The sequence below is a fragment of the Viridibacillus arvi genome (genome assembly GCF_001274945.1).
Taxonomy (GTDB): Bacteria; Bacillota; Bacilli; order Bacillales_A; family Planococcaceae; genus Viridibacillus; species Viridibacillus arvi.
Window position 1 is genome coordinate 103,665 of the sequence record NZ_LILB01000009.1, and the last position, 17,599, is coordinate 121,263.

Consider the following 17,599-nt stretch of genomic DNA (forward strand, 5'->3'; position numbering starts at 1 on the left):
TTATGAAATATGTAATTATTGGCGGGGATGCTGCAGGTATGAGCGCAGCGATGGAAATTGTACGTCGGGATAAACAAGCGGAAGTAACAACATTGGATAAGGGGCATATTTACTCTTATGGACAATGTGGTTTACCATATGTTATTGCTGGACGAATCCCATCAACAGATAATGTGATTGCACGTAGTGTAGATACTTTTCGAAAGAAATATGGTATCGATGCCAAAACAGGACATAATGTGACAAACATCGATTCAGAGGCGAAAACAGTATCTGGTATTGTGCTTGAGACGGATGAAAGTTTTCATATTTCATATGACCGTTTACTTATTGCTACTGGAGCTAACCCTATCTTCCCTAACTTTGAGGGTTCTGACTTAGCTGGGATTCATACGTTAAAAACTATACCTGATACAAAAGCTATTTTAAATGATTTAAATGATTCTGTTAAACAGGTAACCATCATTGGAGGAGGCTACATAGGCTTAGAAATGGCTGAAAGTATAGCAGAACTTGGCAAGAAGGTACGCATTATTCAACTGGGTAACCAGTTAGCGGATATATTCGATGAAGATATGGCAGAGCTCATTCATGAAGAGGCAAGACAAAATGGTATTGAATTAATTTTCAATGAAGAAGTGAAAGGCTTTAAGGGAAAAGATCATGTGCAAACAGTTGTGACGGATAAGGGGGAGTATGAGACTGATTTTGTACTAGCAGCAATTGGTGTAAAACCTAATACAAACTTTCTTGATGGAACCGGTATGCACATGACGCCAAAGGGCGCGATTCTGGTAAATCCATATATGGAGACAAGTCTTGAAAATGTTTATGCCGCTGGCGATTGTGCTAGTCATTTTCATCGTATTAAGCAGAAGGATGATTATATCCCACTTGGCACTACAGCGAATAAGCAAGGGCGTATTGCAGGTATGAATATGGCCGGTGGTGCAAATACGTTCAAGGGCATCGTAGGAACCTCTGTTGTGAAATTCTTTCATTTAACTCTAGGTCGAACAGGATTATCTGAAAAAGAGGCAGATGAGCTGGGATTCGACTACGAAGTGCATAAGCAAAAAGCGAAAGATATTGCTGGTTACTACCCTGGAAACCAGGAAATGCAATTGAAGCTTATCTATGAAAAAAAGACGCAGAAATTGTTTGGAGCACAGATTATCGGTGGAAACGGTGTAGATAAACGTATTGATGTTTTTGCTACAGCTCTTTATCACGAGATGACGCTGAATGATTTATTGGATTTGGATCTTGCTTATGCACCACCTTTTAACGGAGTTTGGGATCCGATTCAACAGATAGCAAAAAGAAAGTCATGAGATAAACAGTTGGTTTTATTCCAACTTCTATATAAAGTGAAAATCCGTAGAGGCATTAAGCTTCTACGGATTTTCTTCGTGTTAATACTAGTATGAATTTTAAAAGGATGAGAAATGTGACAGCACCTGCTGTATCTAACATTACATCTTGAAAAGTAGCTGTTCGACCGGTTGTAAAATATTGATGAAGTTCATCAAGTGCCGCTAATGAAAATGTCAGAAGGGCTGCGGTGAATAGGCGGAATTTATGTTTAGGTAAAGCAATAAATATTGTTATCGCTATCAATCCGAACATGCCAAAATGCGCAGCTTTTCGGATTAAGAATTCTAAAAAGTAATAATAACCGCGCTCGTCTACTGATACAATTATTCCCCAATAGGGAATTTCTAATAGGGATAATAGAGGTCTTAATGGTTCATTTGGAAACCACTCACGTAATGTTGGTACGATAGTTTGCTGCTCATAGCTCTGACTAGATGAGATGAAAATGACTAACAGTAATATGAGTAATGGAATTAATTTTATTAATTTTTTCATATAAGAACCATACCATAAATCGACAGGATTTTCAGTCGGTGTAATGAAAATGCTAATTATACTGTAACCTTTTGTAATCTTATGAAAGATGTTATGCTAAAAAAGCACTTAAATGATAAAGGACGTGTTAGAATGCCCGGACGTAATGAACCGTGTCCATGTGGTAGTGGTAAGAAATACAAAAAATGCTGTGAGAAGAAAGAAGCAGTCACAGTAGAAACCGTATACGCAGAAGAATTAGAAAGAGTATTGCAAACATTTTATGATAAGTATCCGTTACGTAGCGACATTCCTGAGTTTGCTGAAGTAGCGAAGAAATGGCATAATGCAGTCGGCAAATATTTATTAGAAGATATGATTGAAGCCATTGCATTAGATGCATATTTCTTCCATGATAGAACGGATATTTGGCAAGGATATTTGCAAAAAGTGAAAAAAGAAATAGTACGCCCATCGACTTTAACTGTATTAAACACTTGGGGGCATCCAACAATGATGGTTGCTGAAGTAACATCGATTGAAGAGAATTATATGGAAGTGCGTAATATTTTAACAGATGATGTAGTACATTTGCGTCGTGAAAGTGACAAACCTGTTCCTGTAGGCGTACATGTATTTTGCTTTATCTTACCAGACGGCTCAAATAAAGAATCACATTATTTAGCGGTATCTAGTATGATTTTCTTCCCGAAAGATCATCAAGCTGTATTCGAAAAATTGGCGGATACTTTTAAAGCACAATCGGTTTTAGATGAAGAAGCTTATTGGAAAGAAAATAGCTTGAGCTTCTGGAAAGAGCTAGGTGAAGCTGGCTTTGAAGGCGGAGAGTTTACGGATTTTGAAGCGGATGTATTTTTACGTGTGCTAGAGTTTTTAGAAGGCAAAGGACAAGACCCAAGACCAGTTCTTGAAATTGTAGAGGATTATGTTGTAGAACGCCAACCGAAAGCACGTAAGGCTGTTGCAATTGCGGCAGGTGCTATTCGTTTTGGTGAAGAACAAAAATTATTTGAACCACTTGGAATGACAGTGAAAGAAATCGCTGAAAACTTTGAGGTTTCTCCATCTTCATTAAACAAATATTATAATGAGCTAACGACTTATTATACTGAAAAAAATAACTAACAAAAAAGCTACTTCAATTAATGAAGCAGCTCTAGACTGTAGACAACTCCGAAGAAATTTGGATTTATCTACAGTCTTTTTATTTTTATACAGGATAGATCGGTTGATTCGAAGTTTACCGCTCGCTGCGCTCCTGTAGGGTCTCGACTGTCTCGCTTCTCCCGCAGGAGTCGAGCGGACGCTTCTCCAAACCAATACAAACTACCTTCTAACTTTCTATATACTCATTCGTTTTGTAGATAAAGGCGGATTTCTAAAAGTGCAAAAAAAGTAAAAAGTTTGCATTCTTAAGAGGTCTGTTATAGCTTTAAAATATGAGAAGTATTGTCCAACCTTCAGGAGGTTTTAACAGATGAACACAAATCAACCTTTTACAGATGCAGAATTTGATCGTATTTTTGAAGAAAAGTCAGAAGAAATTAATGCCCAGCTGGATCGTGAAATTTTGATAGCCATGATTGGTGATGTAAACGCTGGGAAATCCTCAACAGTAAATAAATTAATGGGTGACGATGTGGCACCAGTGGGCGCAAATCCTGGTGAAACTCAGCATATCAAAAAGTATATATACAAAGATAAAATTGTTTTCGTCGATACTCCAGGGCTTGATGATATTAAAAGTGAGAACTCGGATTTAACGATGAATTTTTTCCATGAGGCAGATGTCGTGCTATTTTTCCTTAATGCCGCGGGTACTGTTCTTTCAGAAACGGAGCTAGCTTCACTAAAGAAAATAAGTGCGGTCAATAAAGACATTATTCTCGTACTTAACAAAATTGATGCAGCTGACGATATACCAAGCCTTGTGAAATATGTACAAGACCATACAAATTATCAGTATCCGGTGACACCGATTTCTTCTCGCACAGGTGAAAATATGTCCATGTTACAAGAAAAGGTGTTAGAGCTTTTAGAGGTCAAAAAAAAAGACATTTTAATGGCAGCTCATATGGCTGATAAGTCGGCAACTGCTAAAAAGTGGATTTTAGGAGCAGGTGCATCAGCAGCTGCGATTGGAGCAGTGCCAATTCCAGGTGCTGATTTCGTACCTTTAACAACTTTACAAGTAGGTATGATGCTGAAGTTATCTACCCTTTATGGAAAGCCTATCTCTAAAGATAAAGCTAAGGAAATGATTATCGCAACGATAGTTGGTAATGTTGGGAAAACAATATTCCGCCAAATAGTAAAATTCGTACCTGGAGCAGGCACTGTGGCTGGTGCAAGTGTGGCAGGTGGAATGACAATAGCACTCGGTTATGCGGTGAAATATGCGTACGAAAATGACATCGACGTCAATTCCAAAACACTTAAACCTTTATATGAAACGTTTTTAAAAGACCAAAAGAAAAAGTAATATTATATTCTGTGCCATAAATCTTACGAAGGATTTATAGCACAGTTTTTTGTTTTGTGTGGGAAATAATATAGAAAGAACACGATCAACAATTATCGAGTATTTCGCTCATCCTATTGCCACAAGCGTTGGATGATAAAAAGTGGGTAGAGTAGCTTTGAAAAATGTTTATCTAAATCGACTACTAGATTAATAGTATGGCATTCTAGTAGTCGCTTTCTCATACAATAGTATGAAAGGGATTTCATCCAATTGGTGGTATAAAACACTAATATTATTAACATATGATGGAAGTATCGATTGGAGGGAATGTGATGATTATCCAAAAAGTGAGCTTGTATAGCTCGAATTTAGAAGAAACGAAGAATTTTTATGTGGGTAAATTAGGCTTTGGGCTTTTAAATGAAAGTATTAATAGTTTTGAAATAGCTGTTGGTACAAGTATTTTAGAATTTAAAGAATATGTTGGGAAAGGTATGCCATTCTATCATTTTGCACTCAATGTACCTGGTAATTTATTTCGAGAAGCTAAAAAATGGATTATGCAATTAGTATCCTTAAATAATGATGAAGAAGGGAATGATGAGGTGCATTTTGAATCAGCTAAAGCATTCTCATGCTATTTCGAAGATCCTTCAGGCAATATTGTAGAGCTTATTTCACGTTATGGCTCATCTCCACAAACTAATCTAACTGAACCTTTTTCAGCAAAGAATCTATTAAATATTAGTGAAATAAATGTTACAACAGATGATGTTTTGAATGTTGGTAGTGAACTACAACAATATGGTATTGTCCTAACAGATGAGGACCCTTTAGAACCTAATGCTCTAAATTTTTTAGGTGAAAGGGAAGATGGTGCCTTTTTTTTATTAGCACCTACTAAGAGAATATGGTATTTTTCGACGAAAGAGGCAGTTAGTTATCCATTAATGATCCAGTTGAAAGATGGCCGATTTGTTGAGGTAAATGAAGATGGAAATGTTTCTATTGGGACAAAATAGTACTTTTAAAAAAGGCTGCTTTAGCGGCTTTTTTATTTTAAAGTAGATTATTCTGTGTTTAGTGTTAGAATATGTAAAAGTGTTCTCGTAGGGGGTTATTGTCATAGCTATTATTAAGCCAAAAAGATTAAAGGTTGGTAGTACAATCGGAATTATTGCGCCATCATCAGGCATAGCAGCTGATTGTCCCGGTCGTTTGCAAAGAGGAATTGAAGAGATTGAGAAACTAGGCTATAAAGTAGTTGTTGGTGAGTATGCGAGGAAAAGCGACGACTATATGGCTGGCACAGTAGATGAAAGATTGATTGATTTACATGCGATGTTTAGTAATCCAAAAATTGACGCGATTATTACGACAATTGGTGGAACTTGTTCACATCAATTACTAGATAAAATCGATTATGAACTAATTAAAAATAATCCAAAAATATTTATGGGCTATAGTGATATTACAGCTTTGAATAGCGCTATTTATGAAAAAACAGGACTTGTTACATTTTTAGGGCCAGCGGTTTTACCTCAGTTTGGTGAATTCAATGGGTTGATGGACTATACATATAAATATTTTCAAAATACTTTGGTTGAGGTAAATACTGTTGAAATTAACAGTTCATCATATCGTGTATTGGAATCATTATCTTGGGACAAAAAAGATACTAGGGAGCGTGTTAAAGAATTTAACACTGGTATGCAAATTTTCAAGCAAGGAAAAGCGAAGGGCAAGATTATTGCAGGTAATGTTGGGGTTATGTTGCTTCTAGCAGGAACAGAATACTTTCCAAATGTGGATGGAGCAATTCTTTGTTTAGAAGATGATGAAGGAGAATGCCCAGAATCAATAGATCGTTATTTTACTCAACTCCGACATATGCGGGTATTTGATAAAATTTCTGCATTAGTCATTGGTCGGTTCCATCCATCTGTAGGTTTTGGAGATAATCACGATAATGGGTTATTATACTCCATTTTACAAAGAGCTACAGAGGGTTATGATTTCCCAATTGTTTACAATGCTGACTTTGGTCACACAGATCCAATGTTCATTTTACCAAATGGTATTCAAGCTTCAATTCAAGCAAATAAAGACGGAATTGAATTTCGCTTTTTAGAAACAGCTGTACAATAAATGATTAGAAATAAGGGTCAATCAGTTGACTTATAAGAGCGGCTTTATAAACAGAGCATTTAATAGTGAAATAATAACATTCTTTCACTAGCAGATTCATATCTATCATGGTACTATCGAATTAAATAAAACCGAAATTTTCAAATAAAGAGGCGAAGTAATTTGTTAAAAGGTTTACCATTATACATGGTGCTAATCGCTGTCGGCTCCCTTAGTATCACATTTGGTATGACGCGTAATTTACCTTTGACGATGCAATGGATATTACTTATTAGCGGCACGATTTTAAACATCATTAGCTTGATCGGACTTTTTATATTTTTGGCAAAGCAAGACTCAAATAAAAAAGCATAACTACTAAGAAAGCTATCTCGCTAAAAATGGGATAGCTTTTTATTTTTGGGAAATAATGTTGATTCTGTATATCGCAGCGTGATATAGTCGAAGTGTGACATAGTTGCAGTAAAAAGAGGTGTCGCGTGATTATAGAGCAAATCATTAAAAATTATAGCCCCATGACTGAAACTGCTTTTTATATATTATTGTCATTATCAAAACCGAGACATGGTTATGGCATCATTAAGCATGTAGAAGAAGTCACAAATAATCGCTTAAAACTTGGTTCGGGAACGATTTATGGAACGTTAACTAAGATGGAACGTGACGGTATAATTACTATGTATGCAGATGAAAAACGTAAGAAAATTTATGAAATAACAGATGATGGAAAAACGTTGATGAGACATGAAATGAAGCGTTTAAATGAATTGTATGTGAATGTCGCAAAATACAAGGGGGCTTTTGAGTGACCATAAAAAGGTGGAGACCACTTTGGAGTTATCGTGTTGAAGAGACGGAGCAATGGTTAGCTGAAATGGCGAGTGACGGTTTGCAGCTATCGAATATACAACGATTTAGTCGCTTTTTTCAATTTGAAAAAGTGGCATCAATTGAAACAACTTATCAAATCCAATATGGCAAGTCAGCTCAATTAGCAAAAACGCTACAAAATAATGGGTGGCAGGAAGTTGTGAAAGTAAAGCATTGGCAAATAGTGAAGAATGATCATCCAACTGTTTCTCTTTTTCCTTCAAGAGATGGTGTTTTGAGACGTATTAGTTCTCATCAGGATAAATGGAGCGGTTTTGCAATTATTAGCGCATTGATACTATTGATCATTTTTATACCATTTTGTTTCATGTTGTTTATGTTGGACTTTGAAGATTTGGCACCTATTTGGTGGATGATTCCTATTTCAATTGTTATTTTAGCAGTTAGTAATATTAGGTTAAGTACCTTTTTAAAAAGGCAATTACAGGCTTTAGAAAAGACATATTTTAATACAACGATCGATCAAGTACAGGCAACAGGAAAGACATTTAGAAAATGGAAGAATACTTGGGCGTACTTTCCTAAAATAATAGAACGATGGTTAATGAAAATGGCGGCACAAGGCAATAGACTGGTAAAAGTAGATGGGAATTTCTTTATATTTGAAGAAGGCCAAAATGAAAAAGTCTCTTATGTTTGCGAAATGAGAAAACGTGTAGAGCCTTCTTATTTCGATATGCATAAAGAAGCGGGTTGGAAACTAAAACATAAAACAACACAACATTTCGGCTCCTTCGTCATTTGGGCAAAGCAATATAAAGAGGGGGAAACAATACCAACCCTAGGGCAGGATATTACTGAAGAGCGAAAGCAAACTTTTCGAACATACTTAAAGCGAAGTGCATCATTGATTTTTTTGACAGTATTAAATTTAATACATTTATTACTTCGTATTAAAGATTATAAATTTGGTGGCGACATTGGTGACAAAACTGTTTTAGGAATACTAGCAATAGTAGCAATAGTTGTACTGCTAAGCATAAGCATAAGTATATTAATAAATATTTCCTATACGTATTTCTTTAAAGAACGGAAGCTTCATTAACATATGGCATGGTGCTTTATTGTGTTTCGGCAGTTATATTGTTTGTTGTTTTTTATACAATAGCCTAGTTACGAGCTATTCTTCAAAAATAGGATAGCTTTTTTATTAAATTCAGTACCTTGCATTGAACAATAGACATATGTTATAGTACTGTTTAATAAACAATAGTGAAAGGAGGAAGCTGTATGAACGTGCAATTTAAAAAGGGTGTCTTGAATTTATGTGTGTTAGCTTTACTTGAAAATCAGGATCGTTATGGATATGAGCTAGTGCAAGCTATTTCACATCAAATTGAAATTTCAGAGGGCTCTGTTTATCCATTGCTTCGCCGTCTCACGAAAGAAGGATATTTTACCACTTATTTAAAGGAATCAACGGAAGGGCCGCCGCGTAAGTATTACCAAATTACAAAGCAGGGTCTAATTTATCTAGAAGAATTACGTCAAGAATGGGATTCATTTATTGCTGGAGTAAATCATTTAATCCATGAGGGGGATGTAAAATGAATGAAGAACGGTATTTGCAAGCACTAGAAAAAGAGTTGGATTGTTTAAAACAAGAGGAAAGACAGGATATCATTCGCGATTTTCGCGAGTATTTTTCAAATGGACGTAGTGAAGGGAAAAAGGATACTGCTATTATTGATGCCCTTGGGACTCCAGCACATATTGCTGAGGAATTATTAAAGGCTTATGGTGAAGAGGATATGAAGGTAACGGAGGAACAGCCTAAAGGGGAATACTTTACGAAAGTAAGTATAGAGGCTGATTTTGCAGACTTAGATATTATTCCATCACCTGATGATCGTGCATATGTTGATATGAAAGATCAACTGAGCAATAAGTTGATTACAATGGATATTGTCGGAGATACACTTAAAATCGTTATTAAAGAGAAGAAAAAATGGTTTGCATTTGGCATTATTTTAACATTTGGTAACGCGCCTAAAGTGACGATTAAATTACCTAAACGTATGTATGATATGATTCGAATTGATAACGATAATGGTGTAACGAGAGCGGAACAATTACATGCTATTTTAATGCATATTGAATCAGATAATGGTCGAATTATATTAACAGATAGTGCCTCTACAAACTTACATGTAGAAACTGACAATGGCCGAATTACATTAAAAGATGTTCAATGTAAAACATTAACGGGTGAGACGGATAATGGCCGTATAGAGTTACATCATGTACAAACAGAGTCAGTTAAGGTTAAAACAGATAATGGTCGAATTGATATTCAAGAAGTAATAGGTGCCATTGAAGCAGAAACAGATAATGGCCGTATTGAAGCTTTTATTCCTATTATCACTAAACCAATCTCATTAGAAACGGACAATGGCAGCATTCAATTATACGTAAAAGAAAAGCCAGATAATGCTACGATTCAGACTAAAAAAGACATGGGTAAAAGTATAATCTTCGGTGAAAAAACGAAAAAAGTAATCTTGGGTAATGGTTTATTACCGATTTCATTAAAAACAGATAATGGTAGCATTACCGTTGCGCTAAGATAATTTCTAGCCCCTTGTACATATTGTACAGGGGGTTTTATAGTAGTTAAAAATATATAAATGACAAAATATTTGCTAAAATAAGAATGGTAGAAATTTCATAAGGGGGAGAGATTATGAAGAAAATTTTAGTATTAGGCGGCACGCGTTTTTTTGGCAAAAGATTAGTTGAATTATTAGTAGAGGATGGTCATGATGTAACAATTGCTACACGTGGAAATTTAGCCAATCCTTTCGGTGATAAGGTACAACAAGTCACAGTAGATAGACTAAATGCGAAAGCGCTAAAATCAGTTGTTGGAAATGAACAATGGGATATCGTATACGATAATATTTGTTATTCACCAGATGATGCAGCAGTGGCTTGTGCTATCTTTGATAAAAATGTAGGCCATTATATTTTCACTTCGACATTATCAGTGTATTCAGCAGATGGGGTTGCTAAGATAGAAGCGGATTTTGATCCTTATACGTATCCAATTCAAATGGGAGATCAACATGCATTTTCATATAGTGAAGGGAAACGTTTATCAGAAGCTGTATTTTTTCAAAAAGCAACGTTTCCAGTGACAGCAGTCCGATTCCCAATAGTAATTGGTGAAGAGGATTATACAGAAAGACTACTTTTCCATGTTGAACATGTGAAGAATGAAGAAGAAATAGGAATGGTTAATACAGAAGCGCGTATGTCCTTTATCTCATCGGATGAAGCAGGCTCTTTCTTAAAATGGGTTGGACAAGAGCAGGTTACTGGGCCTATAAATGCGACATTAAAAGGCACATATTCATTAGCAGAAATGCTAGAAATTATTGAAGAACAAGTCGGTAAAAAGGCAATTGTTTCAGCTGTAGTGGAACAAGAAAATATTTCACCTTATAATATTCCGGATTCTTGGTATATGGAAACGTCAAAAGCAGAGTCTGCAGGTTATACATTTGCAACATTGGATAGTAGTTTTCCACAACTTGTCCACAAGCTTGTACAAGGAATACATCACGAAACTAGATAAATAAATCATGGATATTAGGGGAGCTACTATTTTTTAGTGGCTTCTTTCAGTTTTAAGTGTATAAATCTATTTTTCGGGAACTATAAAAATATGTAGAGAATTTATTTTGAATGCGACTAGGAGTTGATAACTATGATAGAAATGATTTTACTAATCATTGTGATTAACATTTCTTATATGACTTTAACAACTCTACGGTTGATTTTGGTCATTAAAGGCTATCCGAAAGTTGCGTCCCTGCTCTCGATGGTAGAAGTATTTATCTATTTGATGGGGTTAACTATTGTATTAGACAATTTGGATAATCCGTGGAATATTGCTGCGTACTGCCTAGGTTGGGGATTAGGTGTTTATTCGGGAAGTTTAATTGAACAGCGCCTGGCATTAGGTTATGTACTATTTGAAGTAATAGTTGATGCAAGTGAAGCGGCACTAGTTGGAGAGTTACGTGCTAAAGGTTATGGCGTCACTTCATGGTTTGCAGATGGTAAGGATGGCAAGAAAATAAGCATGACAGTAATAGCTAAGCGCAAAAATGAAGCGAAATTACGGGCAACAATAATAGGTATATCGCCAAAGGCATTTGTTATCTCATATGAACCAAGTAAACTCAATGGAGGGTTTTTAGTAAAGCAAATGCGATAAATAAAAAAAGAGGAAGCATCATATTGTCTAGTTTTCTAGACAGTATGATGCTTTTTTAGTCAGTAGAATCATTATCCATAAGAATCTTCACTACTTCTAATGGGCGTACATCTAATTCGCTTATTTTTGTGAGGGGTATCCAGACAGCTTCATATGTACCATCTTCAATTGAAGATTTTGTGAATTCTTCACCATTTCCTGTGCCAAATTCGCCTGATATTATTTGAGCTGTGAAATAATATTGTGTACCATTGAATGGAACGGTTGTGAGTAACTTTTTGAGCTCTACATGAACACCTAATTCTTCTAAGGTTTCCCTAATCGCTGCCTGTTCAGCTGTTTCGCCATACTCAATTCCACCCCCAGCGAAAACATAATAGTTACCATGACCTTTATTTCTTTTCAATAAAGCTACTTTATCTTCTCGGATAATGACTGTAGCTGCTCGATTTCGCATAAAAATACCTCATTTAACTTAAAATGTTTGAAAAAACAATTAATTATAACCTTTTTTTGTACATTTGGTACAAATTTTATAAATATCGATTACAATAATAGGTAGGGGAATGTAGAATTATGGATTCAATGTATGAACCACCTATTCGTTGCTATCGTTGAATATAATTTCTTTTGTAGATACTATCTCTAGTATAGTATTAGAGCTCTTCAAAATAGTAACAATCGCAGTAAATGAATATCGCTGAAGATAGATATTTATAGTGCAAGTAAGGAGTAGAAAAGTGTATAGATTTGTAGGTCTTTTTGTAGTAAAGTTTTTAGGTTTATTTAATAAGGTGAGAGTTTTTGACAAGCATAATGTGCCAACAGAGGGTGGTTATGTTGTAGCTTGTACTCACACAGGTTGGATTGATATTTTGAATCTTGGTGTTTCTATATACCCGAAACCTATTCATTTCATGGCTAAGAAGCAACTTTTTGATCATAAGCTACTAGGTTGGTTTATTACGAAGATGAATGCTTTTCCTGTAGATCGTGATAACCCAGGTCCAAGTGCAATTAAAATACCAATGAAGTTGTTAAAAGAAGGTGAAGTAGTAGGTATTTTCCCAAGCGGAACACGAAATGCGGAAGGAAACTCTTTAAAGCAAGGTGCGATTACAATTGCTCAATTATCCAAAGCACCTATTGTACCAGCTGCATATATTGGGCCGAATACACCGCGTGAAGTGTTTGCTCGTGAAAAGGGCTACCTTATCTATGGTGAACCCATTTATATTACGGCTAAAGGTAAAGCTGGAAGAGAAGAATTTACGCATCTTCTTGAAGAACAATTAGCTACGTTACAGAAGAAGCTAGAAGAGAAAATTGCTCATGACGCTAGCTGATTTTTATCAGTTAGTGACTATAAAACAACATAGAGTATATCTACTTACTGCGGGGGCAAATCAACTTTAAAGTAGCTGAAAAAGAATCGTTAATACACAATTTCTTTTAGGGGTGGAGCGTATGGTTACTGTTGATTTTTATGAAAAAGACGAGAAAGTTGGAGGTAAGTCTCCGTTAGAAGTAATGGCAGAAAAGCGTAGTCAACTGATTTTCAAACAAAGAATGTCAGTGGGGCTTACGCAGTCTGAATTAGCGGTACAGGCAAATGTAACGCAGAAAACGGTAAGTCGAATTGAACGTGGAGACACAAAGGTTCGTGAAACAACTTTACAAAAGGTTTATGATGTTTTGGGGATAACTGAAGAACATCTTATTGTATTAAAGGGCCATCCAAATACATAAAGAAATACTACTTTTAAGTGCCATATCTGATATGATATGGTGCTTTTTTTTAAGTTCAATTACATAGAAAAAGGATTAATTGGTTGATATGCATAAATAGTTGTAGTGAAAAATTGCGTTAATGAGCTAATAGATGGGATAATATAACTAAAGTTAAGTTATAATGAGATATAAGGAATACCTTTAGTAGGAGGAGAGTTTGAGTGGAAAAAAGTCAAAAAAAAGAAATACTTTCATGGTTACGTCCCATTCTCATCGCTATCATTATCGCTGTTATTTGTCGCCAGTTTTTGATTGCACCTATAACAGTTCGGGGAGAGTCAATGGAGCCAACATATTTTGATGACAATAAAGTGTTGATAAGTAAATTAAGTCATATTGAAAGATTCGATATCATTGTATTTGATGCGCCTGACTCAGACGAGAAATATATTAAAAGGGTAATTGGCTTACCTGGTGACCATGTAGCAATGAAGGATGACACTCTTTACATAAATGGGAAGGTATACGATGAGCCTTACTTAAATATTAAGAAAGAAAATTTATTGGAAGGCCATTTTACATATGATTTTACGTTAGAAGATATAACAGATGAAAAAGTAGTGCCTTCTAATAGCTATTTTGTGCTTGGGGATAATCGTTTGGAAAGCTCAGATAGTAGAGAATATGGCTTTATTTCAAAAAACGCAGTGAAGGGCGAAGTGAAGCTTAAGTTTTTCCCTATATCAATAGTTAAATAACAGAACCTTAATTGATATTTTGTGATGTAAAAAGGTATATTCAATTAAATTGTAAAAACGAGACTCATAGTATGAATATAAAAGGTCTTCCTATTAAGGGAGGTCTTTTTGTTTTTGTATTATTTTGTGTAAAGTGATAAAAAATTGTTTATATATATTTGTATTCATCAAATAATTATAATAGATATAGGGTATGCATTAAAAATAGTAAAGAGATAGTGAAATTGAATGAGAGAGTGTTTAATAATATGCAGTTTTATAGAATAAGAGGTGTAAAGAGTTGAAGAAGTTCATAAATGTTAGGTCAGTAGCATTATTAGCATGGCTAATCATAACAATAGTTATGATTTTGACAATGCCTAATATGGATCGGCTTGTTAAGGAAAAAGGGCAACTGAATATAAGTAATGCAGTGCAAAGTGGAATTGCAGCTGAGATGATGAAAGAAATGAATGATAAAAGTGGTGAACACTATTCCTTCACGGCAGTCTTCCATAGTGATACGGATAAAAAATTATCTGGTGAGCAATTAGAAGAAATTCGTACAGTGATTACTCGTTTAAAAGATCACCAAAATGATTTGGGTATTACTTCCATAATGTCGCATACAGACAATAAGGAAGTGAAATCGCAGCTTGTTTCAGAAGATGGGACGACCATCTTGACGCAAATTACAATAGATAAAAAGCAAGGTGAAATTTCAAATGTTGAGAAAGAATTAAATACATATTTTCAATTGAATAATATAGATACATATTTAACTGGAAATGACTTGGTGATTAGAGATTTTGCAAAGTCTACACAAGATGGCGTTGCGAAGACAGAAGTTATTGCCATTATGTTTATTATAGTTGTATTAATTCTAGTTTTTCGTTCACCGGTAGTTCCATTGATTTCTTTAGTAACAGTTGGCATAGCTTACATCGTTTCTTTAGGAGCTATTGCACATTTAGTGGATAAGTGGAATTTTCCATTCTCCAATTTTACTCAAGTGTTCCTAGTTGTTGCGCTATTTGGTATCGGTACAGACTACAACATCTTACTATACACCCGCTTTAAAAAAGAACTTAGAAATACTAGCGATTATGTAGTGGCTGTAAAAGCAACTTATAAAACTGCTGGGAAAACGGTCCTTTATAGTGGAGTGGCAGTGTTTATAGGTTTTATAGCATTGAGCCTTTCAGACTTTCCTTTATATAAGGCAAGTTCATTAGTAGCAATAGGTGTGGGGGTTTTATTACTTGTCCTTGTCACGTTGAATCCATTCTTTATGGTGTTTCTAGGTAAAAAGATGTTTTGGCCAGTTAGAAATTTCGAAGGTCATGGTGATAGTAAATTATGGTCAATTTTAGCGAAATATGCATATTTTAGACCCGTTTTAGCGCTGCTTTTAGTAGCTATTATATGTACACCGTTTATAATGAAAAATTCTGGTGAATTGAATTACAATGATTTATTTGAGATTGCTGATAGCTATGAATCGAAGCAAGGGATTAAAGTTATTGAAGAGCATTTCCCACCAGGTTTCTCATCCCCAACAAATATTGTTATTAAAGGAAGCAAGACTTTAGATAACCAAAAGTCTCTTCAAGCACTTGATGAATTAACGCAAGCTATTGCAGAAATAAATGGTGTTTCAAAGGTATATTCATCAACTAGACCTGAAGGGAATCGAGTGAAGGAACTTTATTTGAACCGCCAAACTTATCAAGTTAATAGTGGCTTAGGAAATGCACAGGATGGCATTGGTGCAATTCATAATGGTTTATCGACTGCTGGGGATGGACTTAGTAAAGCAGATGATAGTGGGATTGAAAATGTCCAAAAGTTAATTGACGGTACTACAGAAGTAAAATCAGGCATTTTAGCATTGAACTCTGCTATGGAGAAAGTTACAAATGGCTTCCAACATGGAGTAACAGGAGCAGGTCAAATTCAAACAGGTTTACATGAATTAAATACCAATATTACGGAATTATCCGATGGTACCAGACAATTACAGAATGGTTATGCAGATTTATATACAGGCCTTAATACATTTTCACAATATTTTTCATCATTGAGTGATGCAATTATCGGCGCTAGACAAGGATATACACAGATTGAAGTTTCAATGAGGGCTCTGATTAAAACAAATCCAGAATTAGAAAATGATGAAAATATAAAAACTACTCTACGTATAGCACGAGCTGGCCAGCTAGAGTTTTTGGTATTAAAAAACCAAATGAATAGAATTGAACCACAGTATAATGAGGCGATGAATTCATTCAATAAAGCGAATATTTCATTCTCAAAAATTAATAATGGCTTAACGTATGTTGAGCAGGGAGTGAAGCAACTTGAAGATGGAGCACGAGAATTAAAAACAGGATTAGATAAAGGAGAAAATGGATCTGAGCAAATTGCTAGTAATCTACCCTATTTACAAACGGGACTAACTCAAATTAATAATGGTCAGGAGCAATTGAAGTCAGGGCTTTCTGATTTACAACAACACATGAAAACTTTGCAAAAAGGTCTTGCTGATAGTACAGATGGTTTAGATGAAGTTAGTGCAGGTCTAGCGAATGCTCAAGATTATTTAGGAAACGTTAGTAACTCAAAATCAACTGCGAAATTCTTTGTTCCTAAGAATGTTTTAGAGGGTGAAGATTTCCAAAGAAGCTTGGATATGTACATGTCTGAAAATCGGGAAATGACCAGGTTAATGGTTGTTCTTGATGTTAATCCATATTCCAAAGAAGCAATGCACATTGTTGAGAAAATCAATAAACGTATTGAATCAATTTCAAAAACTGGCGAGTTGGAAAATACACAAATTGCAGTAGGTGGAAAGTCTGCTCAAAATCTAGATTTACAAGATGTTTCGAGCAATGATTTTACGAGGACTATTATCATTATGCTTATCGGTATTGGAGTGGTACTAGTTATTATTACTCGTTCACTTTGGAGACCAATAATCATTATTGCTTCATTAATTATTGCCTATTACTCATCACTTGGAATTAGCGAGTTAATTAGTAAATACATTTTAGATATTGATGCCTTAAGCTGGAATGTTCCTTTCTTTGGCTTCATTATGCTAATTTCATTAGGAGTAGATTATAGTATCTTCATGATGATGCGCTTAAATGAACTTGAACAGAAATCGAGTGAAGCAATAATAGAAGCAGCAAAAAATATCGGTGCGGTTGTATTATCAGCAGCGATTATTTTAGGTGGTACATTTGCTGCATTGATTCCTTCAGGCATTTTGACATTGATACAAGTAGCGTTAGTTGTCATAGTAGGTCTTGTATTAATGAGTTTACTATTGATGCCAATTTTCATTCCGTCAATGTTTGGTCTAACTAGTAAACTTATACGTTTTGGCGATAAAAAGAAATTCACTCATAAAAAGAGTTCTTTAAAAGAATAAAATGTAGGCTACTTTACCATTTAGAAAGAAATGTGTAGAGTAGCTTATATTTTTATCTTGAATGGTTTTTCCGGCTATTCGTGACTAAGTACATA

At 35.1% G+C, this 17,599-nt stretch carries 18 protein-coding genes; 16 read left to right on the plus strand and 2 right to left on the minus strand.

Translation table 11 applies throughout. From position 1 onward, the window contains the following. Window positions 1–2 precede the first annotated feature (2 nt). Entirely contained in the window at window positions 3–1,334 is a 1,332-nt protein-coding gene (locus tag AMD00_RS21725) for a CoA-disulfide reductase (RefSeq protein ID WP_053419091.1), read from the plus strand. Window positions 1,335–1,389: 55 nt separating this feature from the next. Here the strand turns inward: AMD00_RS21725 and AMD00_RS21730 are convergent, their stop codons facing one another. Then, window positions 1,390–1,872, minus strand: coding sequence for a VanZ family protein (locus AMD00_RS21730; protein WP_053419092.1), 483 nt, complete (start codon window positions 1,870–1,872; stop codon window positions 1,390–1,392). An 81-nt stretch (window positions 1,873–1,953) separates the two neighbouring features. Here AMD00_RS21730 and AMD00_RS21735 point away from each other — a divergent pair, with 81 nt between their 5' ends. The 11 genes from AMD00_RS21735 to AMD00_RS21785 all read left to right on the plus strand — a co-directional run bounded on the left by AMD00_RS21735 (window position 1,954) and on the right by AMD00_RS21785 (window position 11,597). Continuing rightward, window positions 1,954–2,997 (plus strand): YecA family protein, encoded by a 1,044-nt coding sequence (locus tag AMD00_RS21735; protein ID WP_245639580.1) that lies wholly within the window; start codon window positions 1,954–1,956, stop codon window positions 2,995–2,997. A 352-nt stretch (window positions 2,998–3,349) separates the two neighbouring features. Then, window positions 3,350–4,354, plus strand: a complete 1,005-nt coding sequence (locus AMD00_RS21740; RefSeq protein ID WP_053419094.1) for a GTPase — start codon at window positions 3,350–3,352, stop codon at window positions 4,352–4,354. A gap of 314 nt (window positions 4,355–4,668) precedes the next feature. Then, window positions 4,669–5,358 carry a glyoxalase/bleomycin resistance/dioxygenase family protein gene (locus tag AMD00_RS21745; RefSeq protein ID WP_053419095.1) on the plus strand — a complete coding sequence of 230 codons (690 nt, stop codon included), beginning with the start codon at window positions 4,669–4,671 and terminating at the stop codon, window positions 5,356–5,358. Window positions 5,359–5,512: 154 nt separating this feature from the next. Continuing rightward, window positions 5,513–6,484 (plus strand): S66 family peptidase, encoded by a 972-nt coding sequence (locus AMD00_RS21750; RefSeq protein WP_281173101.1) that lies wholly within the window; start codon window positions 5,513–5,515, stop codon window positions 6,482–6,484. 186 nt (window positions 6,485–6,670) lie between these two features. Then, window positions 6,671–6,838: a hypothetical protein gene (locus tag AMD00_RS21755; protein WP_169786386.1), complete on the plus strand. Its 168-nt coding sequence runs from the start codon at window positions 6,671–6,673 to the stop codon at window positions 6,836–6,838. Between the two features lie 161 nt (window positions 6,839–6,999). Then, window positions 7,000–7,293 (plus strand): PadR family transcriptional regulator, encoded by a 294-nt coding sequence (locus AMD00_RS21760; RefSeq protein ID WP_053419229.1) that lies wholly within the window; start codon window positions 7,000–7,002, stop codon window positions 7,291–7,293. Next, a complete protein-coding gene (locus AMD00_RS21765; RefSeq protein WP_053419098.1) occupies window positions 7,290–8,420 on the plus strand; it encodes a DUF2812 domain-containing protein in 1,131 nt (376 codons plus the stop codon). The genes AMD00_RS21760 and AMD00_RS21765 overlap by 4 nt, the downstream gene beginning before the upstream one ends. Before the next feature lie 185 nt (window positions 8,421–8,605). Further along, the gene (locus tag AMD00_RS21770) at window positions 8,606–8,926 is read left to right on the plus strand and encodes a PadR family transcriptional regulator (protein ID WP_053419099.1); all 321 of its coding nucleotides are present in this window, start codon (window positions 8,606–8,608) and stop codon (window positions 8,924–8,926) included. After that, window positions 8,923–9,945, plus strand: coding sequence for a DUF4097 family beta strand repeat-containing protein (locus AMD00_RS21775; RefSeq protein ID WP_053419100.1), 1,023 nt, complete (start codon window positions 8,923–8,925; stop codon window positions 9,943–9,945). The genes AMD00_RS21770 and AMD00_RS21775 overlap by 4 nt, the downstream gene beginning before the upstream one ends. Window positions 9,946–10,058: 113 nt before the next feature. Then, complete coding sequence (locus tag AMD00_RS21780) at window positions 10,059–10,952, plus strand: NAD-dependent epimerase/dehydratase family protein (protein WP_053419101.1); 894 nt, start codon at window positions 10,059–10,061, stop codon at window positions 10,950–10,952. A 132-nt stretch (window positions 10,953–11,084) separates the two neighbouring features. Beyond that, window positions 11,085–11,597 (plus strand): DUF2179 domain-containing protein, encoded by a 513-nt coding sequence (locus tag AMD00_RS21785; RefSeq protein ID WP_038186334.1) that lies wholly within the window; start codon window positions 11,085–11,087, stop codon window positions 11,595–11,597. Window positions 11,598–11,652: 55 nt separating this feature from the next. On the opposite strand, the gene AMD00_RS21790 is transcribed toward AMD00_RS21785, so the two are convergent. Continuing rightward, a complete protein-coding gene (locus AMD00_RS21790; RefSeq protein WP_053419102.1) occupies window positions 11,653–12,054 on the minus strand; it encodes an NUDIX hydrolase in 402 nt (133 codons plus the stop codon). Between the two features lie 283 nt (window positions 12,055–12,337). Between AMD00_RS21790 and AMD00_RS21795 the strand changes: the two genes are divergently transcribed. The 4 genes from AMD00_RS21795 (at window position 12,338) to AMD00_RS21810 (ending at window position 17,504) form a co-directional block, all read left to right on the plus strand. After that, the gene (locus AMD00_RS21795) at window positions 12,338–12,943 is read left to right on the plus strand and encodes a lysophospholipid acyltransferase family protein (protein ID WP_038186330.1); all 606 of its coding nucleotides are present in this window, start codon (window positions 12,338–12,340) and stop codon (window positions 12,941–12,943) included. A 121-nt stretch (window positions 12,944–13,064) separates the two neighbouring features. Then, complete coding sequence (locus AMD00_RS21800; protein WP_053419103.1) at window positions 13,065–13,346, plus strand: helix-turn-helix domain-containing protein; 282 nt, start codon at window positions 13,065–13,067, stop codon at window positions 13,344–13,346. A gap of 203 nt (window positions 13,347–13,549) precedes the next feature. Continuing rightward, window positions 13,550–14,086 (plus strand): signal peptidase I, encoded by a 537-nt coding sequence (gene lepB / locus AMD00_RS21805; RefSeq protein WP_053419104.1) that lies wholly within the window; start codon window positions 13,550–13,552, stop codon window positions 14,084–14,086. Window positions 14,087–14,366: 280 nt separating this feature from the next. Next, window positions 14,367–17,504 (plus strand): MMPL family transporter, encoded by a 3,138-nt coding sequence (locus AMD00_RS21810; RefSeq protein ID WP_053419105.1) that lies wholly within the window; start codon window positions 14,367–14,369, stop codon window positions 17,502–17,504. The last annotated feature ends 95 nt before the right edge of the window (window positions 17,505–17,599 follow it).